Genomic DNA, 17,814 nt, shown 5'->3' on the forward strand with positions numbered 1-17,814 from the left:
GGCGGGCCTCGGGCCCTGAAGGGAGCCGGAAGGCGATGGAAAAGTTCACCACGGTCGAAGGCGTCGCGGCGCCGTTGAAGATGGTCAATGTCGATACCGACATGATCATCCCGAAGAATTATCTGAAGACCATCAAGCGCACGGGGCTCGGAACCGGCCTGTTCGCGGAGATGCGCTACAAAGACGACGGCAGCGAGAATCCGGATTTCGTGCTCAATACGCCGGCCTATCGCAAGGCGAAGATCCTGGTGGCGGGAGATAATTTCGGGTGCGGCTCCTCGCGTGAGCACGCGCCCTGGGCGCTCCTCGACTATGGGATCCGCTGCGTGATCTCCACCTCGTTCGCGGACATTTTCTACAACAATTGCTTCAAGAACGGCATTCTGCCCGTGGTGGTCTCACAGGACGATCTGGACAAGCTGTTCGACGACGCCAGCCGCGGGTCCAATTCCACCCTGACTGTGGACCTGGAGGCGCAGGAGATCCGCGGCCCCGATGGAGGCACGGTGCGGTTCGAGATCGATCCGTTTCGCAAACGCTGCCTTCTGGAGGGGCTCGACGATATCGGCCTCACGCTGGAAAAGGGCGCCAGCATCAATACCTACGAGGCGACGGCGGCGGAGCAGCGCTCCTGGCTGTGACCTTCCCGCTACGCAAGAACAGGCGCCGCCCCCGCGGCGCCTTTTTTATGCGCCAGGACGATTTTTCCGCTGTCTCGTCCCTGTGTCGCCATACCGTTTGGTCTAAGCTGACCTTGGGTCTCCTCCAGGCCTAGCACTGTCGTCCCCCCCTGGGCGGCCCCCCGCATATCCAATGCCTTAGCGCCGGAGCCCTGATCGTGCCTCATGCCACTCCCCTGATCGCGACCATCGTGATGGCCTTTGTCCTGGCCTTCATCCTGGGGACGGTGGCACAACGGCTGCGGGTTTCCCCACTCGTCGGCTACCTGCTGGCCGGCATCGTGGCGGGGCCGTTCACGCCGGGTTTTGTGGCCGATCAGCATCTGGCAACTGAACTGGCCGAAATCGGCGTGATTCTGCTGATGTTTGGCGTTGGTCTGCACTTTTCGCTGAAGGATCTGCTGTCGGTCAAAGCCATCGCCATTCCCGGTGCGGTGGTGCAGATCGCGGTAGCGACCATCCTCGGCATGGGGCTGGCGCATCTGATGGGCTGGAGCCTTGGCGGCGGCCTGGTGTTTGGCTTGGCTCTCTCGGTCGCCAGCACCGTGGTGCTGCTGCGGGCGCTCCAGGAGCGCCGTCTCCTGGAAAGTGAGCAGGGGCGCATCGCGGTCGGCTGGCTGATCGTCGAGGACCTGGCAATGGTCCTGGCGCTGGTTCTGCTGCCCGCCATGTCCGGCGCGCTTGGCGGGCGCAGCGTGGCGAACAGCGAGGCGCTGGCGCTCTTTGGCTCGTCCAACATCGAATATACGCTTGGTCTCACCATAGGGAAGGTCGCCGCGTTCGTGGTGCTCATGCTGGTGGTGGGCCGACGGGTCATTCCGTGGATCATGCACTCGGTGGCCCACACCGGGTCGCGCGAATTGTTCCGCCTTGCCGTGCTGGCGATCGCGCTGGGGGTCGCCTATGGCTCCGCCCTGCTGTTCGGCGTGTCGTTCGCACTCGGCGCCTTCTTCGCCGGCATGGTGCTAAGCGAATCGCCGCTGTCCCATCGCGCCGCCGAAGAAACCCTGCCGCTGCGCGATGCCTTTGCGGTGCTGTTTTTCGTGTCGGTCGGCATGCTCGTGGACCCGACGATCCTGCTGCGCCAGCCGCTGGAACTGCTCGGCACGTTGCTCATCGTCATCATCGGCAAATCGGTCGCCGCCTATATGATCGTCCGGGTGTTCGGCTACGAGAAGCTGACCGCCCTGACGATTTCGGCGAGCCTCGCGCAGATTGGCGAGTTTTCCTTCATTCTCGCGGCGCTGGGTGTCGACCTCGGCCTGATGCCGGCTGCGGGCCGCGACTTGATCCTGGCGGCGGCGATCCTCTCCATTCTCATCAATCCCTTCTTCTTCATGGCCTTGGATCGGTTGCGGCCGCGCCTGACGCGCAAGAAGGCCGAGCCGGCCGTGGAGCGCCCGGCCAAGGAGCAACCCGCCGTGCTCGTTCCCACGTCCCAGAGCGGCCATACGGTCCTGGTCGGCTACGGACGCGTAGGCCGGTTGATCGCCGAGGGGCTGCGGGGAGGCGGCATTCCCTTTCTGGTCATCGAGGATGGCGGCGATGCCGTGGAATCCCTGCGCAAGGCGAACATCGAGGTGCTGCCGGCCAACGCGGCGGCTCCAGAAGCGCTTGCGGCCGCGAACCTGCCCGGTGCCCGCCGGCTGATTCTGGCGATTCCCGACGGCTTCGAGGCTGCGAGCGTTTTGCGCAAGGCGCGGGTACTCAACCCCGGCCTTGAAATCATCGCTCGGGCCCATTCCGATGCGGAGGTGGAGCATCTGCGCCAAGGCGGTGCCGGCTTTATCATCATGGGCGAACGGGAAGTCGCGCGCGGCATGCTCGCCTATGTTCTGCGCGACGGCACCGACGATGCCCCCTCCAGCGTCGGTCCGCTGCCCGCCCGCCCGGTGGCGCCGGAATCTGCATCTTCCGTTGGCGAAGGACGCGAAACTGCAGTGGCCGGGGCCGAGACCACGGCCGCGGATGAACCCGTGCCAGCCCATGCCAGCGCTCAGGAAAACGGCGCGGACATGGCATCGGCAAACGGGGACAACGCGCGGGGACCGACCCAAGGGCGTTGACGCGCCGCGCTTCGCCGCCTATAAGCCGACCCCGAACTCGGGCGGCTCCGGCTCCTGGGACCTTGTCTTATACCCGATTGATATCGGGCGGACACCAAAGGCTTCGGCCGATGGAAAGGGTTCAGGATTGCGGATGTCGCCGTCAAAACTCCGGAGACAAGAACCGTGAAGCGCACCTACCAACCGAGCAAGCTCGTGCGCAAGCGTCGGCACGGCTTCCGTGCGCGCATGGCGACGATGAATGGCCGCAAGATCATCGCTGCCCGTCGGGCACATGGCCGTAAGCGCCTTTCGGCGTGATTTGCGCCTGCGGAGCTGTTCATCTTGGATCGGCTCCTCAAGCGGCGTGATTTTCTAGCCGCGGCAAAGGCAGAACGTGCCGGTGTCGCGGGCTTCCTGTTGCAGGGGCGTGACCGCAGGGATCAGGGCGAAGCCCGTATCGGCCTGACGGTGACCAAGAAGGTTGGCAATGCCGTCGTGCGCAACCGCATCCGCCGCCGACTGCGGGAAGTGGCGCGGCAGGTGTTGTCGGCAAAGGCCCGCCCGGGCTTCGATTATGTGATGGTGGCGCGGCTGCACGCCTTGCACGCGCCCTTTCCGGATCTGGTGCGCGACCTTGAGCGCGCCGTGTCCCGGCTGCATGGCGCCGGAAAGCCAAGAACCAAAGAAACGTCCGCCCCCGCCGACGGAGCCCGCCCGGCATGACCGACAATCGCAATATGTTCATCGCCATCGGCTTGTCCCTGGCGATCCTCCTCGGCTGGCAATATTTCATCGGCATTCCGCAGGCGGAGAAACAGCGGCAGGCAGCCGAGCAGCAGCGCGTGCTCCAGCAGGCGCAGCAGCAGACCGAACAGCAAAGCCAGACTCCCGCCGCCTCGGCCACCCCTGGCCCCGATGGCGTGACCCCGCCGGCGAGTCACGCGGCCGGCGCACCCGGCCGGGCACTGACGCGTGAGCAAGCGCTCGCCCTCTCCCCCCGCGTGGCCATCGACACGCCGCGCGTGAAGGGATCCATCTCCCTGAAGGGCGGCCGCGCCGACGATATTTCGCTCGCCGAATATCATGAGACGGTGGATCCCAGCAGCCCCATCATCGTGCTGCTCTCACCCTCCGGCGCGCCGAACCCCTTCTATGCGGAATTCGGCTGGACCTCCGCGCCCGGCGCTTCGGTCGCGCTGCCTGGCCCGGACACGGTGTGGACCGCCCCCGCCGGCGCGACCTTGACGCCCAATGCGCCCCTGGTGCTGACCTATGACAATGGCCAGGGCTTGATCTTCAAGCGCACCTTCACGATCGACGAATTCTACATGTTCACGGTGAAGGACGAGGTGGTGAACAACGCCGCCGCCGCCGTGACGCTCTATCCCTACGCACTGGTGTCGCGGCACGGCATTCCTCACACCCAGGGCTTCTACATCCTGCACGAAGGCCTGATCGGCGTGCTCGGCGATGCCGGCTTGCAGGAAGTCACCTACGCCAAGATGGATGCGGCCAAGCCGAACCTGTTTAAATCCACCGGCGGCTGGCTCGGCATCACCGACAAATATTGGGCCGCGACCGTTATTCCCGATCAGAGCGTGGCGGTGGACGCCCGCTTCTCCACCTCGACGGTCGGCAATGTCCCGACGTTCCAGGCCGATTATCTCGCCGCCGCGAAGACCATCGAGCCCGGCACGACGGTGGCGTCGCAGTCCCGCCTGTTTGCTGGCGCCAAGGTCGTTGCGGTGGTGGACGGCTATGCCACGCGCTACAGCATCGACCGCTTCGACCGCCTGATCGACTGGGGCTGGTTCTATTTCATCACCAAGCCGCTCTTCCAGGTGATCGACTGGATCTTCCACGTGGTCGGCAACTTCGGCGTCGCGATCCTGATCGTCACGGTGATGCTGAAGGGGATCTTCTTCCCCCTGGCGAACAAATCCTACACCTCCATGGCCAAGATGAAGGCCTTGCAGCCCGAGATGGTCGCCATTCGCGAACGTTTCGCGGACGACAAAGTCAAACAGCAGCAAGCCACCATGGAGCTGTACAAGAAGGAGAAGATCAATCCGATCGCGGGCTGCCTGCCGATCGTGATCCAGATCCCGGTCTTCTTCGCGCTCTACAAGGTGCTGTTCGTGACCATCGAGATGCGGCACGCGCCGTTCTTCGGCTGGATTCGCGATCTGTCCGCGCCTGACCCCACGACCGTGTTCAACCTGTTTGGCTTGATCCCCTGGGACCCCAGCAGCGTGCCGGTGATCGGCTCCTATCTGATGCTCGGCGCTTGGCCGCTCATCATGGGCGTGACCATGTGGGTGCAGATGAAGCTGAACCCGGCGCCCCCGGACCCGACCCAGCAGATGATCTTCAACTACATGCCGATCATCTTCACCTTCATGCTGGCGCATTTCGCCGCCGGGCTGGTGATTTATTGGGCCTGGAACAACACGCTTTCGGTGCTCCAGCAGACGGCGATCATGAAGCGCAATGGCGTCAAGATCGAACTCTGGGACAATATCCGAGGCGTCTTCAAGAAGAAGGCGCCGGCCAAAGGATAACGTTGCAGTTTCAGGCATCGTTTCGTGTGAAATTTGAAGCGCGCCACCTGACGGTGGGGCGCTTCACTCACGTTTGATGGGTGACACGTACAAAGGCACGGCTCCGCCTTAGATCTGCACATCGCACAGGTATGGTCCGTCCTTCTCAGATGAAGGACATGACGATGCTGCGGGTTCTTGGATGTGCCGTTCTTTTGCTGTGTGCAGCGCCAGCGGCCGCGGCGCCCGTGGCCTTTGCCGTGGATCCCTCGGCCACGCGGATCGGCTTCGAGGTGGGCGCCAAGGGCTATCCGGTCACCAAAGGCGTCTTCCGCAAATTCTCGGCCGACCTCAATATCGATTTCGACATGCCCTCGCGCAGCAAGGTGATGTTCCGCGTCGGGTCCAGTTCGCTGGATACCCAGGCGCCCGCCTTGGACGATTATGTTCGCGGCCCCGGATTCCTGGATTCAGCCCGCTTTCCCGACATCACCTTTGTCTCCACCCGCGTGCGCAAGCTCGACGACAAGACCGTGGAGGTGGTGGGCAATCTGACGCTGCTGGGTGTCACTCGCGAGCAAGCGTTCGATGTGAATGTCGCCGAGCACCATGCTGGCAGTCGCGACGGCTTCGCCTTCCAGGTTGAAGGGGCCATCCATCGCTCGGATTTTGGTATGACCGGCGGCCTGCCGCTGGTGTCGGATGACGTGCGCATCACCGTCTATGCGCAGGTCGCAGCGCGATGACTGCGGATGCGACCTCAGCGACGCCTGCGCAGCGATGGCCCGCGGCGATGCGGTGGCTGCATTGGGTGATGGCGGCGCTGCTGGTCGGTCTGCTCGGGCTCGGGTTGGCCATGGCCTATGGCACGTTCGATCTCGGCCAAACCTTCGCCCTGTATCAATGGCACAAATCCCTCGGCGTGCTGGTGCTTCCGCTGGTGGCTCTGCGTCTTGCGCTAAGGTTTGTCACGGTGCCACCCCAAGGCACGCCGGCGGTGGGTGGCTATGCGAGACTGCAGGAGGCGGCGGCGCGCGTCGTGCACATCCTGTTTTATGTGCTGATGGTGGGGCTGCCACTTACCGGCTGGCTTGTGGTGTCCTCATCGCCGCTCCATCTGCCGACCCGGCCGTTCAATCTTTTCACCTTGCCCGATCTCGTGGCGCCGAATGCGGATCTGTATGCGAAAGTCAGCCTGCTGCATGCGGTTCTCGCCTATATGTTGATCGCGGCGCTCGCCCTGCATATCGCCGGGGCGCTGAAGCATCGGTTTGTGGATCGCGACGCTACCCTGCAGCGCATGGGGCTGTGACCGGGGGAGCCCGCGAGACTTGCGAAACGCGCCAGTCCAGCGGATAAGCCGTGCATGACCGAGCCTTCGACAGACCTGGACGCGCAACTCCTGGAACAGGGGCGGCTTCTTTTCGCCGCAGAATGGAATTTCCTCACCGCCGCCCCGACGGTGGAATTCCTGCCGCCCATGCTGGGGCTCGAAATTGCCTTTGCGGGCCGCTCCAATGTGGGCAAGTCCAGCCTCGTCAATGCGCTCACAGGCCGCAAGACGCTGGCCCGGACCTCGGTCACCCCTGGGCGCACGCAGGAGCTGATCTTCTTCCGCGTGGGCCCGCAGCTCACCATGGTGGACATGCCGGGCTACGGCTTCGCCAAGGCGCCCAAGGAGAAGGTCGAGGCCTGGACGCAGACCATCCTCGACTATCTGCGCGGGCGGGTGAATCTGGCGCGGGTGTTCGTGCTGATCGATGCGCGCCACGGCATCAAGCCGGTGGACGAGGATGTGCTGAACCTGCTGGATAAGGCGGCGGTGTCCTACGCCATCGTGCTCACCAAGGTGGACCAAGTGAAGCCCAGCGCTTTCCCGGAGCGCCTCGCGGAGACCGAGGCGAAGATTCGCAAGCGGCCGGCGGCCTATCCGCACGTCTTTGCGACGTCCAGCCACACGGGCGCGGGCCTCCCGGAATTGCGGGGCGCCGTGGCGAAGCTGCTGGTGGAGCGGGCGAGCTGAGGCAATGGCCTCCGGCTTGGGCCGCATAGCGCACGAGCTGAATAGAGGCGCGTGCCCGGCCGGAATGAGCTTGGACTTGCCCGCGCGATCGCAGAAACCAGAGTTTGGGGTGGCGTCGAGGCGCGGCTTTTGAGAACCCTAGCGCTCGCGCATGTCGGCTAATCAGGCGCAGGAAAGGCCCTCGGTCTTAAAGTCCGCGCCCGTGGGACAATCGGTGGCCGATTGTCCTACCCTGTCTGACCCCAATCAACGCCTGGGCGCGGTTTCCTGCAGAAGTGCTTCGGTCGCGGCGATTGCGCCTTCCATCTCGGAAATTTTGCGAAGCGCTCCATCCGAGGGAAAAGTTGAGGACCGAGCGGCATTGAGGAGAAGCTCGCGCTGGGCTGTCTTCAATTTATCGAGGAGGCCCTGGAGGTCTGCCTCGGCTTGCTGCGCCATTTTAACGCTATATCCCTTGTCATAAGCGACAACGGGCGCGACCTCAGAGGCCACGCCCGTCTCGAGAAGCGAGGCGGGAAATCCCGCCCCAAATTCTGTGATTAATCGGCGACTTCGATGCCGCGGGCTTCAGGACCCTTGGGGCCCTGACCCACCTGCACCACGACGCGCTGGCCTTCGGCCAGATCGGCAAGGCCGGAGCGGGACACGACGGTGACGTGGACGAACACGTCCTTGCCGCCGCCTTCGACGGCGATGAAGCCGAAGCCCTTATCGGGATTGTACCACTTCACGGTGCCGACACGCTCTTCGGTCGGGCCGGAAGCCGCACGCGGGCCAGCGCCGGCGCCAGCGCCGAAGCCGCCCGAACGGGGCGCGCCACCAAAACCGCCCGTGCGTTCACGGCGGGGAGGGGCTGCCTCGGCGGTCGAGGTGTCGACTTCGAGCACTTCCGTGACCTGACGGCCCTTCTGGCCCTGGCCGACGCGAACGCTCAGCTTGGAACCCGGAGGAACGCTTTCCTGGCCCGCGGCCTCAAGGGCCCGGGCATGCAGGAACACGTCGCCGGAACCGTCGGAGAGCTCGACGAAGCCGAAGCCCTTCTCAGGGTTGAACCACTTGACGGTGGCGTCGATTGGCGGACCAGACGGAGCCGGAGCACTGAAGCTGCTGCTCGGCGAAGAAAAGGGGCGGTCGCCCCCTCCAAAACTGCTGCGCGGCGGGGCGGCGAAGTCGTCATCAAAGCCACGACGGCGCGGCTCTCGGAAGTCTCGGTTACGGCTCATGTGTATTTCCGTTGAGGTCAGGTCGCCAATACTGGCTAGGGCCATCCACCATTGCTAAACTTGCTGATGCGTGCTGAACACGTTTTGGAACAACTCAAAAGAAGTTTCAAAACACCCTCAAGTCCGCTACCCGTTTCTCGCCTCGCAGCCTAATGGACACAGCCAAATTGCTTCACGAACCGTTCTAGATGCGCGCTACAAATCGGCATTCTAAACACTAACACACTTCTGTGACGATTTGGTACATGAATGTTTACCCCACAGCGCGCAAACTTAGTGCTAGGGAGCCGTGTTCCTGTCTGGCTCACGTTCGCAGGCCGAGACGGGTTCGGCTTTTGCCCTGATTCCACGCTGCGCGTGCGCTTGTTTTTCCGCATGCCGGCACCGGGGCCGATATGGGGAAGACGAGATGACCGATATGGCAGGGCCCGTTCCCGGCCAGGGACGGCGATCCCAGAGACAGGGCTTCGTTCCCAAGATCTTCACCGCCCTGGCTCAGGGATACCGATTTAGCGACCTGCGAGCCGATGCGGTTTCGGGCCTCACAGTGGCGATCGTTGCGCTGCCGCTGGCGATGGCGCTCGCCATCGCCTCCGGAGCTAGCCCGGACAAGGGCCTCATCACCGTCGTCGTTGCGGGCTTCATTATCTCGGCCTTTGGCGGCAGTCGCTACCAGATCGGCGGCCCCACCGGTGCGTTCGTGGTGGTGGTGGCAAATGTGATCGCCGCCCACGGCTATGACGGGCTCATCATCGCGACGCTCATGGCCGGCATTATTCTGATGGTGGCGGGCTTCGCCCGGCTCGGCAATTTCATGCGCTATATCCCCGAGCCGGTGGTGACGGGATTCACCGCCGGCATCGCGGTGATCATCTTCTCCAGCCAGGTGAAGGATTTCTTCGGGCTCACCATTGCCCATCTGCCGGCGGAGTTTATCGGCCAGTGGGAAGCGCTGATTGCGGCGGCGCCCACCGTCTCGCTCGCCACCGCCGTCCTGTCCATTGGCGCACTCGCCCTTATCCTGGTGCTGCGGCGCGTGGCGCCCAAGGCTCCGGGCTTCCTGATCGTGGTGCTGCTGGGCTCGCTCGCGGTGATGTTTCTTCATTTGCCGGTGGATACCATCGGCTCCCGCTTCGGCGGGATCTCCGGCGCACTGCCGGCTCCGAGCTTCCCGGCGATCACATTTGACCGCATTCGCGATCTGCTGCCGAGTTCCTTGACCATCGCCTTCCTCGCAGGGGTCGAGAGTCTGCTCTCCGCCGTGGTGGCGGACGGGATGACCGGTGGGCGCCACCGTCCCAATGCGGAACTGGTGGCGCAGGGGCTCGCCAATACCGCCTCCGCTTTATTCGGCGGCCTGCCGGCGACGGGAGCCATCGCGCGCACGGCCACAAATATCCGCGCCGGCGCACGCACGCCGGTTTCGGGCGTGATGCACGCGGTGTTCGTGCTGGCGGTCATGCTGCTGCTCGCGCCGCTCGCGGTTTACGTGCCCTTGGCGAGCCTGGCCGCGATCCTCATGGTGGTGGCCTGGAACATGAGCGAGATCGGCAAGATCCGCCATCTCATGAGCGCCCCCATCGGCGACCGTCTGCTGCTGCTCTCCACCCTGACGCTGACGGTGGCGGTGGATCTCACGGTGGCGATCGCGGTGGGCGTGGTGCTGGCGGCGGTCATCTTCATGCATCGCATGGCGGCAATGACCCGCGTCGAGGTGGTCTCCAACGGGGACGAGGGCGAGGACGACGTGCGGGCGCTGCTGCCGCCGGGCGTTGAGGCGTTCGATGTCAGCGGCCCGCTGTTTTTCGGCGCTGCGGCGCACCTTTCCGAGGTGCTGGACCAGATCGGCCAGATGCCGCGCGTCTTTATCCTGGGTATGGAAGAGGTCCCGATGATCGACGCCACGGGCGTCGGTGCGGTTGTCGAGTTTGTCCGGCGCTGCCGACACAGCGGAACGCAGGTGATCCTGTGCGGGCTGGCGCCACAGACCGAACAGGTGTTGCGTCGCATGGGTCTTGCGCCGGATGGCGAAGCCGTGCGCTGGGCAAAGGATTTCGAGACGGCGCTTGCCCTGTCGCAGCCGCTGGCGGCCGCCGCGTGATGCCGGGCTGAAGATACGCGCCGCGCACTATCATTGCGACGAGCAGGTTGCGCGCGAAATCACTTCGGCTGGTTTTCAAACCGGGCGATGAGCCAGGCGCCCGCGGGGCCCGGCGGTGTGTCGCTGCGATAGATTGCCTGGAGCGCATAGGGCGCGCCCTGTGCGTCCGGCATGTCCAGCTTCACCAACCGGCCCGAGTCCAGATCTTCCTGCACGAGGGGTAGGGGCATGTTCCCCCAGCCGATACCCTCGCGCAGCAAGGTGTGCTTCGCGCCGAGATCGGCCAGGCGCCACGTGCGAGTGCCGATGACGCCGAGGTCCATGCCCTCTGTGAAAGGGGAGCGGTCGGTCAGCACGAGTTGAACATGGTCTCGCCCCGCGCCGGGCGGGTTTGGCGCTTCCCGCGCCAAAGGGTGACCCGGGGCCGCGACGGGCACAAGTTCAACCGCGCCGATGCCGATGCGCTCAAGCCCGTCGAGACCGAAGTCGAGTGGGCCGCTCACGCCGATGCTCGCCTGTCGATTGAGGACCATCTGTGTCACGGCGCCGAGCGCTTCCACATAAAGGCGCAGCGTGACCGTAGGGAAAGCCTCGTTGAATGCCTTCAGCGCATCCACCACCCGCGCGGCAGGCAGCATCACGTCAAGCGCGAGATGAATTTCGGGCTCCAGCCCGTGCAGCAGGCCCTTCACCTTGGCGCGGAGCGCATGCACGCCATTGGCCAGCGAGCGTGCTTCGCCGAGCACGGTGCGGCCGGCGTCCGTGAGCCTCGGCTTCTTGGTCGTGTCGCGGTCGAACAGCGAGACGCCGAGTTGGGCTTCCAGATTGGCGATGGAATAGCTGATGACCGACGTGGCCCTGCCGAGCTTGCGCGCAGCGCCGGCGAAGCTGCCGGTTTCCACCACGGCAAGGAACACCGCCAGTTGATCGAAAGTGGGGGTGCCGGGGTCGGCCATGGGCGGCGTCCAGGAATCCGGAAGAGACGTTGGCAGATGGCGGCCTGGGCCGTGGCGGTCAGAATGCGAACTATTCGAAAATTTCGATCATTATCGTTCAGATTATTCGGCTAGATCCAGATGTTTTGAGGTGCGAATGTGCGGCCTCTTTCCGCGGCGATGGCCGCATGTGCGCTTTCGGAGGCCGAAATGGCTAAGGTTCTGGTTCTGTATTATTCGTCATACGGCCATATCGAGACCATGGCCAACGCCGTGGCCGAAGGGGCTCGCGCCGCGGGCGCCCAAGTGGACGTGAAGCGCGTTCCCGAGACCGTGCCGGAAGAGATCGCTAAGGGCGCGCATTTCAAGCTCGATCAGGCAGCCCCGGTCGCCAGCATCGCCGATCTCGAGCATTATGACGCGATCATTATCGGCACGGGCACGCGTTTCGGCCGCATGTCGTCGCAGCTTGCGGCGTTCCTGGATCAAGCCGGCGGCCTATGGATGCGCGGTGCGCTGAACGGCAAGGTGGGCGCTGCCTTCGTTTCCACCGCGACCCAGCATGGCGGCCAGGAAACCACCTTGTTCTCCATCATCACCAATCTTCTGCATTTCGGTATGGTGGTGGTCGGTCTGCCCTATAGCCACCAGGGCCAGATGAGCGTCGACGAGATCGTCGGCGGCGCGCCCTATGGTGCGACCACGATCGCGGCCGGGGACGGCTCGCGCCAGCCCTCCGAGATCGACCTTGCCGGCGCCCGCCACCAGGGCGAGATCGTCGCCAAGACCGCGGCCAAGCTGTTCGGCTGACACACTGAGGGGGCGGCCGAACCGGCCGCTCCCTCTATTGGCAGACTATTGGAACCCGGCCACCCGGTGGGGCACGTAGGGCGCTTCGAGCGCCGCGATTTCTGCGTCGGTGAGAGCGAGCGACAGTGCCGCCACCGCGTCCGTGAGATGGTTCGGCTTGGACGCGCCGATGATGGGCGCGGTCACGCCCTTCTTTTGCGCGAGCCAGGCGAGCGCGATCTGGGCGCGGGGAACGCCGCGCGCCTCCGCGATGGCTTCGACCGCTTCGACCACCTGTTTGTCGGCCTGGGCGGTGTGGGCATAGAGATTCTTGCCCACCGCGTCACTTTCCTGGCGCTCGCTGGTTTCGTCCCATGAGCGAGTCAGCCGGCCGCGCGCCAGCGGGCTCCAGGGAATGACAGCGATGCCCTGATCCGCGCACAGCGGCAGCATTTCCCGCTCTTCTTCCCGATACAGCAGGTTCAAATGGTCCTGCATGCTGACGAACTGCGTCCAACCGTTCGCCCGGGAGGTGTAGAGTGCTTTCGAGAATTGCCAGGCATGCATCGACGAGGCGCCGATATAGCGCGCCTTGCCCGCTTTCACGATGTCGTGCAGCGCCTCCAAGGTCTCCTCGATGGGTGTCGTGTAGTCCCAGCGGTGGATCTGGTAGAGATCCACATAATCCGTGCCGAGGCGGCGCAGGCTGGAATCGATCTCGTCGAAGATCGCCTTACGTGAGAGGCCGGCACCATTGGGCCCGGGCCGCATGCGGTTATAGACCTTGGTGGCGAGCACCACGTCTTCGCGGCGCGTGAAGTCCTTGATCGCGCGCCCTACGATCTCTTCCGAATGGCCGTCGGAATAGGTGTTCGCCGTGTCGAGGAATGTAATGCCGAGTTCCAGCGCCTGCTTGATCAGCGGGCGGCTCTGCTCCTCGTTCATCGTCCAGGCGTGGTTGCCGCGATCGGGCGCACCGTAGGTCATGCAGCCGAGGGCCAGCCGCGAGACTTCAAGCCCCGTGCGTCCGAGTTTTACATAGTCCATGGTGCCGCTCCTATGCGCCACAAGGCGTTTCCAAACCCTATGGGCGGTGATGCGAATAGATTGGCCGCGAGTTCGGGATCATCGTGAAAGGCCCGCCGTTCGAGCGTCCGCGCACCGGGGGCTTGCCGAGATCGGGGGAGGGGAGGGGCTTCTAAAAAGCATGGCCGACTGCGCGGATGATCCAAGATCGCAATGGCGGTATTAATCGCTCCTCCCAAAAGGAGCAACGACTACGGTGAATGCTTCGCCCGGTATCTCGCTTCGCGCAAGGTCAGCCTCGCTCGACCCGGTGCAGGGAGATCCTCTTCCAGATCACAGCGCGATCCAACGGGCCGCATCGGGCGTTAGCGTGACCGCGGAGCGCTGGAAATGGCCTCACACAGCCTGGGGGAAATCCACCGATTGCTCGATGCGGCCGACCAGGATTTTGCCTTCCTGGAGATTGTGATTCTCGGATGCGCGGGCAGCCTCGTCCGGTGTCCCGCTGAGAATGGACTCCACGATCGAGCGGTGCTGCTCGACGATCTCCGCCGGGTGCGTGACCAGTTCGTCGCTGCAGCGGATGTACATTTTCACCTGCTGCTCGACGATGCGGTATTGCAACTCAAGCCGCGAATGGCCGGCGAGGGAAATGATGGTCTTGTGAAGCGAGAAGTCGGCGTCCGCGATGGCATCTGCATCCCCCCGCCCGCAGGCTTCGGTAAGGCGGGAGAAGGCGCTCGCGAGGGTTTTGCGGCCCGCTGCATTCATGGCTTCGTTGGCGAGCCGTGCCGCGAGCCCCTCAAGCGCCGAACGCAGCGTGTACAATTCCCATGCATTTTGCGCGGTGAGGCTAACCACAGCCCAGCCGGTATATGGCGTTTGGACGATGAGGCCTTCCTTCGCGAGTTGATGCAGCGCGGTGCGGATGGTCGCGCGGGATAGCCCGAGATCCGCAGCCAGCTTCATTTCCGTGAGCCGCTCGCCGGCCTTGAGGGCGCCAGAAACGATGTCCTGGCGCAGTGCTTCTGTCGCCTGGGCTTCGACGGGCATCTTTACAATCGCTTTGCGCGCAACCGCCATCGAAGCATCTCCCCTGCCGCCAGACCTGCCGGCAGCTTTCATTGCGACGTGAAAATAGCGTGTGATTCCACTTGCCACAATTGACAACAATCAATCGATTGCCGACAATCGACAATATCTTCGGTTCGAGGCCTTGGGTCGGCAGCGCCAGCGAGAGCGGCGCCGTTCAACCTTGGCATGCCGGATTTCAGGTGCGTTTGATATTTGACCGCTGTTCCCGCCCTTGCGTTCCACATCAATCTTGGAACGGCGTCGCCAGGAGTGCCTATGGCCCATTCGCTCGGTTCCACCCCCGCACCGGCATGTCTCGCAGCTGAGGCACGATCTCTCCATCGTCCGGCATTGGATAGCGCCGAGGTGTGGAATGCGAAAGTCGATCTCGCCGCATGCTTCCGTTTCGCCGCGCGGCTGGGCATGGAAGAGGGCATCTGCAACCATTTCTCCTGTGTGGTGCCGGGATATGACGATCTTTTCATCGTTAACCCCTATGGCTTTGCTTTCAGCGAGCTCACCGCATCACACCTGCTGATCTGCGATTTCGAGGGCAACGTGATTTCGGGCGAAGGTACGCCTGAGGCAACGGCCTTCTTTATCCATGCCCGTATGCACCTGAAGGTGCCGCGCGCCCGCGCCGCCTTCCATACCCACATGCCCTATGCCACGGCGCTTAGCATGACCGAGGGTGACCCGCTGGTATTCGCCGGCCAGACGGCCCTGAAATTCTACGGCCGCACCAAGGTCGACGAGCATTACAACGGCCTCGCGCTCGACAATGCAGAAGGCGACCGCATCGCCGGCGCGACCGGGGATGCCGACATCATCTTCATGCGCAACCACGGCGTCATGGTTCTCGGCCGCACCATCGCGGAGGCGTGGGACGATCTTTATTATCTGGAGCGGGCCTGCCAGGTGCAGTGCCTTGCGCTCTCCACTGGTCGCAAGCTGCTGCCGGTGGTGCCCGAGATCGCCGAGGCGGCCGCCCGGCAGATGCGGGCGGGCGATGCGGAATCTGGACGGCTTCATCTCGAAAGCATCAAGCGCACCCTGGACCGCGAGGAAGTAGCCTACCGGACCTGAGCCGTTCGTCTCAATCCTTGAGCACGCTCGGTGCATCGGCCGCCCAGCCGACGTGCACCCGGCACCCGACGCCGAGGTCTGGCGCGGCTTGAGTATTGGAAGCCTCCGACACCAGGATGAGGCCATCGCCGATCCGGACGCTGCGCCTCACCGTTGCGCCCATGTAGATTTCCTCGACGACTGTGCCATCGTGGAGGGTGGCCGGGCCGCTTGATGGGGTGAGTTCCACCTTTTCGAAGCGCAGGGCGACCAGCACTTCGTCGCCGGCCTGGATATCCTGCGGGGCGCGCCCCCCGATGCCGAAGCCGCCGCACGAGACGTCCGCGCGACCGGTATGGGCGCGTGTCACCCTGCCGTGGAAGAAGTTGGAATGGCCCATGAATTCGGCGACGAAACGCCGGGCGGGACGTTCGTAGACCTCGCGCGGAGTTCCCACCTGGAGCACTTGGCCGCTCTGCATGACAGCGAGGCGGTCCGACATGGTGATCGCCTCGCCCTGGTCATGGGTAACGAACACGAAAGTGCCGCCGGTTTCACGCTGGAGGCGGCGCAGTTCGTCCTGCATCTGCAGGCGCAATTGCAGGTCGAGGGCGCTGAGCGGCTCGTCCAGCAACAGCACTTCCGGCTTGTTGACCAGTGCGCGCGCCAGGGCGATGCGTTGGCGCTGGCCGCCGGAGAGCTGCTCGATGCGCCGCTGGCCGTAGCCGCCGAGGCGCACCAGTTCCAGGGCCTCGTTCACGCGTTTGCGGACCTCGGCCACCGCGACCCGCTTCATCTCGAGGCCGAAGGCGATGTTCTGCGCCACATTGAGGTGCGGAAACAGAGCGCCATGTTGAAACACCATATTGGTGCGACGGTCGTACGGCTCCAGGGCGAGCACGCTGCGGCCATTGATGTGCAGGTCGCCGTCGGTGGGCATCTCGAATCCTGCGATAATCCGCAGCAACGTGGTCTTGCCGCAGCCGGAGGGGCCGAGCAGGGAAAAGAATTCTCCCTGCCGGATATCCAGGGAAACGTGATCGAGCGCTTTAATTCCCGCGAACACCCGGGCAATGCCCTTGATCGAGACAGCACAAGGGCTCCCCTCCGTGCCGGGCGGGGGAGCGGTCGGGCTGGCGCGGCTGGTGGTGGCCATGGCGATGGTCATGCGCTTTTCACCCGCGACCAGGTTTCGATCCACATGTTCATGTTGGGCGGCATCTTCTGCGGATAATGCTTCACCGTGCCGTCGAACATGCCGAAGCCGTAGCGCTTGCGCTCTTCGGGCGTGAACTCCTGCTGGGCAAGCTTGGAGGTCGAAAGATAGCCGCAGGCGCGGGTGAGGGCGCCGGCATAGGTGGTGTCCAGCATGGTGTTGATCACCGTGTTGGCGGTGTCGGCGCGGGTGGAGCTTTTCGGGATGTAGCCGCTCTGGATCAGCGAGAGGACGCCCTCCTTGGCCCAGGAGCCGGCGATGTTGACGCCCTTCTGCTCCAGTTCCACGCGCATGGTCACGAGGCCGTAGGCGACGACCACTTCGCCGCTCGCCAGCAGGTTGGTGCCCTGCGCGAACGTGGTGAAGATGGTGCGCACATTCTTCTTTTTCGAGATGAGGAACTTCGCCACCTCGTCCAGGTCCTTGCGGTCCATCAGGTCGGGCTTGGCGTGGCCCAGATAGAGACCGGCCGCCAGCAGCATGTTCAGCGAGGTATCCCACCAAGCGATGCGGCCAGCGTATTTGTCCTCGAACAAGAGGCTCCAGGATTGAGTGTAGGGATCGTTCTCCGGCACGTGATCCTTATTGTAGAGCACCGTGTCGAAGCCCCAGCAGATTGGGACGATGTAATATTTGCCGTCCCTCGGGCTGAGGGCATATTGCGACACTTCATTGATGTTCTTGATGTTCGGAACCAGCTCCGTCTTGATCGGCTGGGTTCGCTCGTCGCCGGCTTTCAACCCCATGACCACGGGCTGGGAAAAGTCGAAGGACGAGATGATGAGATCATATTGGGTCCCGCCGGGGGCAGTCAGGCGCGAAACCGCATCGACTGAAGATTGAAACGCCCCGTTCGAGAGGCTGACGTTGGCCTCTTTCTCGACGATTGGCTTCAGAGCGGGCGTGAACAGCGCGCCGATCCCCAAAGTCTCAATCGGCTTCGCCGCGCTCTGCGCCAGGGCCGCACCCGGAATCCCGAGCACGCCGAGTGCCCCCAGCGCGCCGGCACCCTTGAGAATTTCTCGCCGCGCCAGGGCATAGGCCGGCGGTTCGGAAGTCTTGCCGTGATCGGTCATTTGGAGATCCCCTGGTTA

General features: G+C 63.9%; 18 protein-coding genes. 11 read left to right on the forward strand and 7 right to left on the reverse strand.

Annotated elements, in window-relative coordinates; translation table 11 throughout:
- Positions 1-35 precede the first annotated feature (35 nt).
- The 8 genes from leuD (at position 36) to yihA (ending at position 7,291) form a co-directional block, all read left to right on the forward strand.
- Positions 36-641, forward strand: coding sequence for a 3-isopropylmalate dehydratase small subunit (gene leuD, locus V5F68_RS02205; protein WP_394014671.1), 606 nt, complete (start codon positions 36-38; stop codon positions 639-641).
- Positions 642-838: 197 nt separating this feature from the next.
- Entirely contained in the window at positions 839-2,746 is a 1,908-nt protein-coding gene (ybaL, locus tag V5F68_RS02210) for a YbaL family putative K(+) efflux transporter (RefSeq protein ID WP_394014670.1), read from the forward strand.
- Positions 2,747-2,911: 165 nt separating this feature from the next.
- Positions 2,912-3,046: a 50S ribosomal protein L34 gene (rpmH, locus tag V5F68_RS02215; protein WP_348846609.1), complete on the forward strand. Its 135-nt coding sequence runs from the start codon at positions 2,912-2,914 to the stop codon at positions 3,044-3,046.
- Between the two features lie 24 nt (positions 3,047-3,070).
- Positions 3,071-3,451 (forward strand): ribonuclease P protein component, encoded by a 381-nt coding sequence (gene rnpA / locus V5F68_RS02220; RefSeq protein WP_394014669.1) that lies wholly within the window; start codon positions 3,071-3,073, stop codon positions 3,449-3,451.
- Positions 3,448-5,289, forward strand: a complete 1,842-nt coding sequence (yidC, locus tag V5F68_RS02225) for a membrane protein insertase YidC (RefSeq protein WP_394014668.1) — start codon at positions 3,448-3,450, stop codon at positions 5,287-5,289. The genes rnpA and yidC overlap by 4 nt, the downstream gene beginning before the upstream one ends.
- Positions 5,290-5,516: 227 nt before the next feature.
- Entirely contained in the window at positions 5,517-6,014 is a 498-nt protein-coding gene (locus tag V5F68_RS02230) for a YceI family protein (RefSeq protein ID WP_394014667.1), read from the forward strand.
- A gap of 47 nt (positions 6,015-6,061) precedes the next feature.
- Positions 6,062-6,580, forward strand: a complete 519-nt coding sequence (locus V5F68_RS02235; RefSeq protein WP_509274655.1) for a cytochrome b/b6 domain-containing protein — start codon at positions 6,062-6,064, stop codon at positions 6,578-6,580.
- 54 nt (positions 6,581-6,634) lie between these two features.
- Complete coding sequence (yihA, locus tag V5F68_RS02240) at positions 6,635-7,291, forward strand: ribosome biogenesis GTP-binding protein YihA/YsxC (RefSeq protein ID WP_394014665.1); 657 nt, start codon at positions 6,635-6,637, stop codon at positions 7,289-7,291.
- Positions 7,292-7,537: 246 nt separating this feature from the next.
- Here the strand turns inward: yihA and V5F68_RS02245 are convergent, their stop codons facing one another.
- The gene (locus V5F68_RS02245) at positions 7,538-7,783 is read right to left on the reverse strand and encodes a hypothetical protein (protein ID WP_394014664.1); all 246 of its coding nucleotides are present in this window, start codon (positions 7,781-7,783) and stop codon (positions 7,538-7,540) included.
- Between the two features lie 47 nt (positions 7,784-7,830).
- Complete coding sequence (locus V5F68_RS02250) at positions 7,831-8,514, reverse strand: cold-shock protein (RefSeq protein WP_394014807.1); 684 nt, start codon at positions 8,512-8,514, stop codon at positions 7,831-7,833.
- Between the two features lie 409 nt (positions 8,515-8,923).
- On the opposite strand from V5F68_RS02250, the gene V5F68_RS02255 reads away from it, so the two are divergent.
- A complete protein-coding gene (locus V5F68_RS02255) occupies positions 8,924-10,615 on the forward strand; it encodes a SulP family inorganic anion transporter (RefSeq protein WP_394014663.1) in 1,692 nt (563 codons plus the stop codon).
- A 59-nt stretch (positions 10,616-10,674) separates the two neighbouring features.
- On the opposite strand, the gene V5F68_RS02260 is transcribed toward V5F68_RS02255, so the two are convergent.
- On the reverse strand, positions 10,675-11,571 hold the full coding sequence (locus tag V5F68_RS02260; protein WP_394014662.1) for a LysR family transcriptional regulator: 897 nt from the start codon (positions 11,569-11,571) through the stop codon (positions 10,675-10,677).
- Positions 11,572-11,760: 189 nt separating this feature from the next.
- On the opposite strand from V5F68_RS02260, the gene wrbA reads away from it, so the two are divergent.
- On the forward strand, positions 11,761-12,360 hold the full coding sequence (wrbA, locus tag V5F68_RS02265) for an NAD(P)H:quinone oxidoreductase (protein WP_394014661.1): 600 nt from the start codon (positions 11,761-11,763) through the stop codon (positions 12,358-12,360).
- Positions 12,361-12,405: 45 nt separating this feature from the next.
- Here the strand turns inward: wrbA and V5F68_RS02270 are convergent, their stop codons facing one another.
- Entirely contained in the window at positions 12,406-13,386 is a 981-nt protein-coding gene (locus tag V5F68_RS02270; RefSeq protein ID WP_394014660.1) for an aldo/keto reductase, read from the reverse strand.
- A gap of 375 nt (positions 13,387-13,761) precedes the next feature.
- Positions 13,762-14,448 carry a GntR family transcriptional regulator gene (locus V5F68_RS02275; protein ID WP_394014659.1) on the reverse strand — a complete coding sequence of 229 codons (687 nt, stop codon included), beginning with the start codon at positions 14,446-14,448 and terminating at the stop codon, positions 13,762-13,764.
- 267 nt (positions 14,449-14,715) lie between these two features.
- On the opposite strand from V5F68_RS02275, the gene V5F68_RS02280 reads away from it, so the two are divergent.
- The gene (locus tag V5F68_RS02280; RefSeq protein WP_394014658.1) at positions 14,716-15,525 is read left to right on the forward strand and encodes an aldolase; all 810 of its coding nucleotides are present in this window, start codon (positions 14,716-14,718) and stop codon (positions 15,523-15,525) included.
- Between the two features lie 10 nt (positions 15,526-15,535).
- On the opposite strand, the gene V5F68_RS02285 is transcribed toward V5F68_RS02280, so the two are convergent.
- Positions 15,536-16,672 (reverse strand): ABC transporter ATP-binding protein, encoded by a 1,137-nt coding sequence (locus V5F68_RS02285; protein ID WP_394014657.1) that lies wholly within the window; start codon positions 16,670-16,672, stop codon positions 15,536-15,538.
- Positions 16,669-17,796, reverse strand: coding sequence for an ABC transporter substrate-binding protein (locus V5F68_RS02290; protein ID WP_348846595.1), 1,128 nt, complete (start codon positions 17,794-17,796; stop codon positions 16,669-16,671). Before V5F68_RS02290 ends, V5F68_RS02285 begins: the two co-directional genes overlap by 4 nt.
- Between the last annotated feature and the right edge of the window lie 18 nt (positions 17,797-17,814).

Origin of the sequence: Roseixanthobacter pseudopolyaromaticivorans (assembly GCF_043195145.2) — a bacterium.
Taxonomy (GTDB): domain Bacteria; phylum Pseudomonadota; class Alphaproteobacteria; order Rhizobiales; family Xanthobacteraceae; genus NCEH01.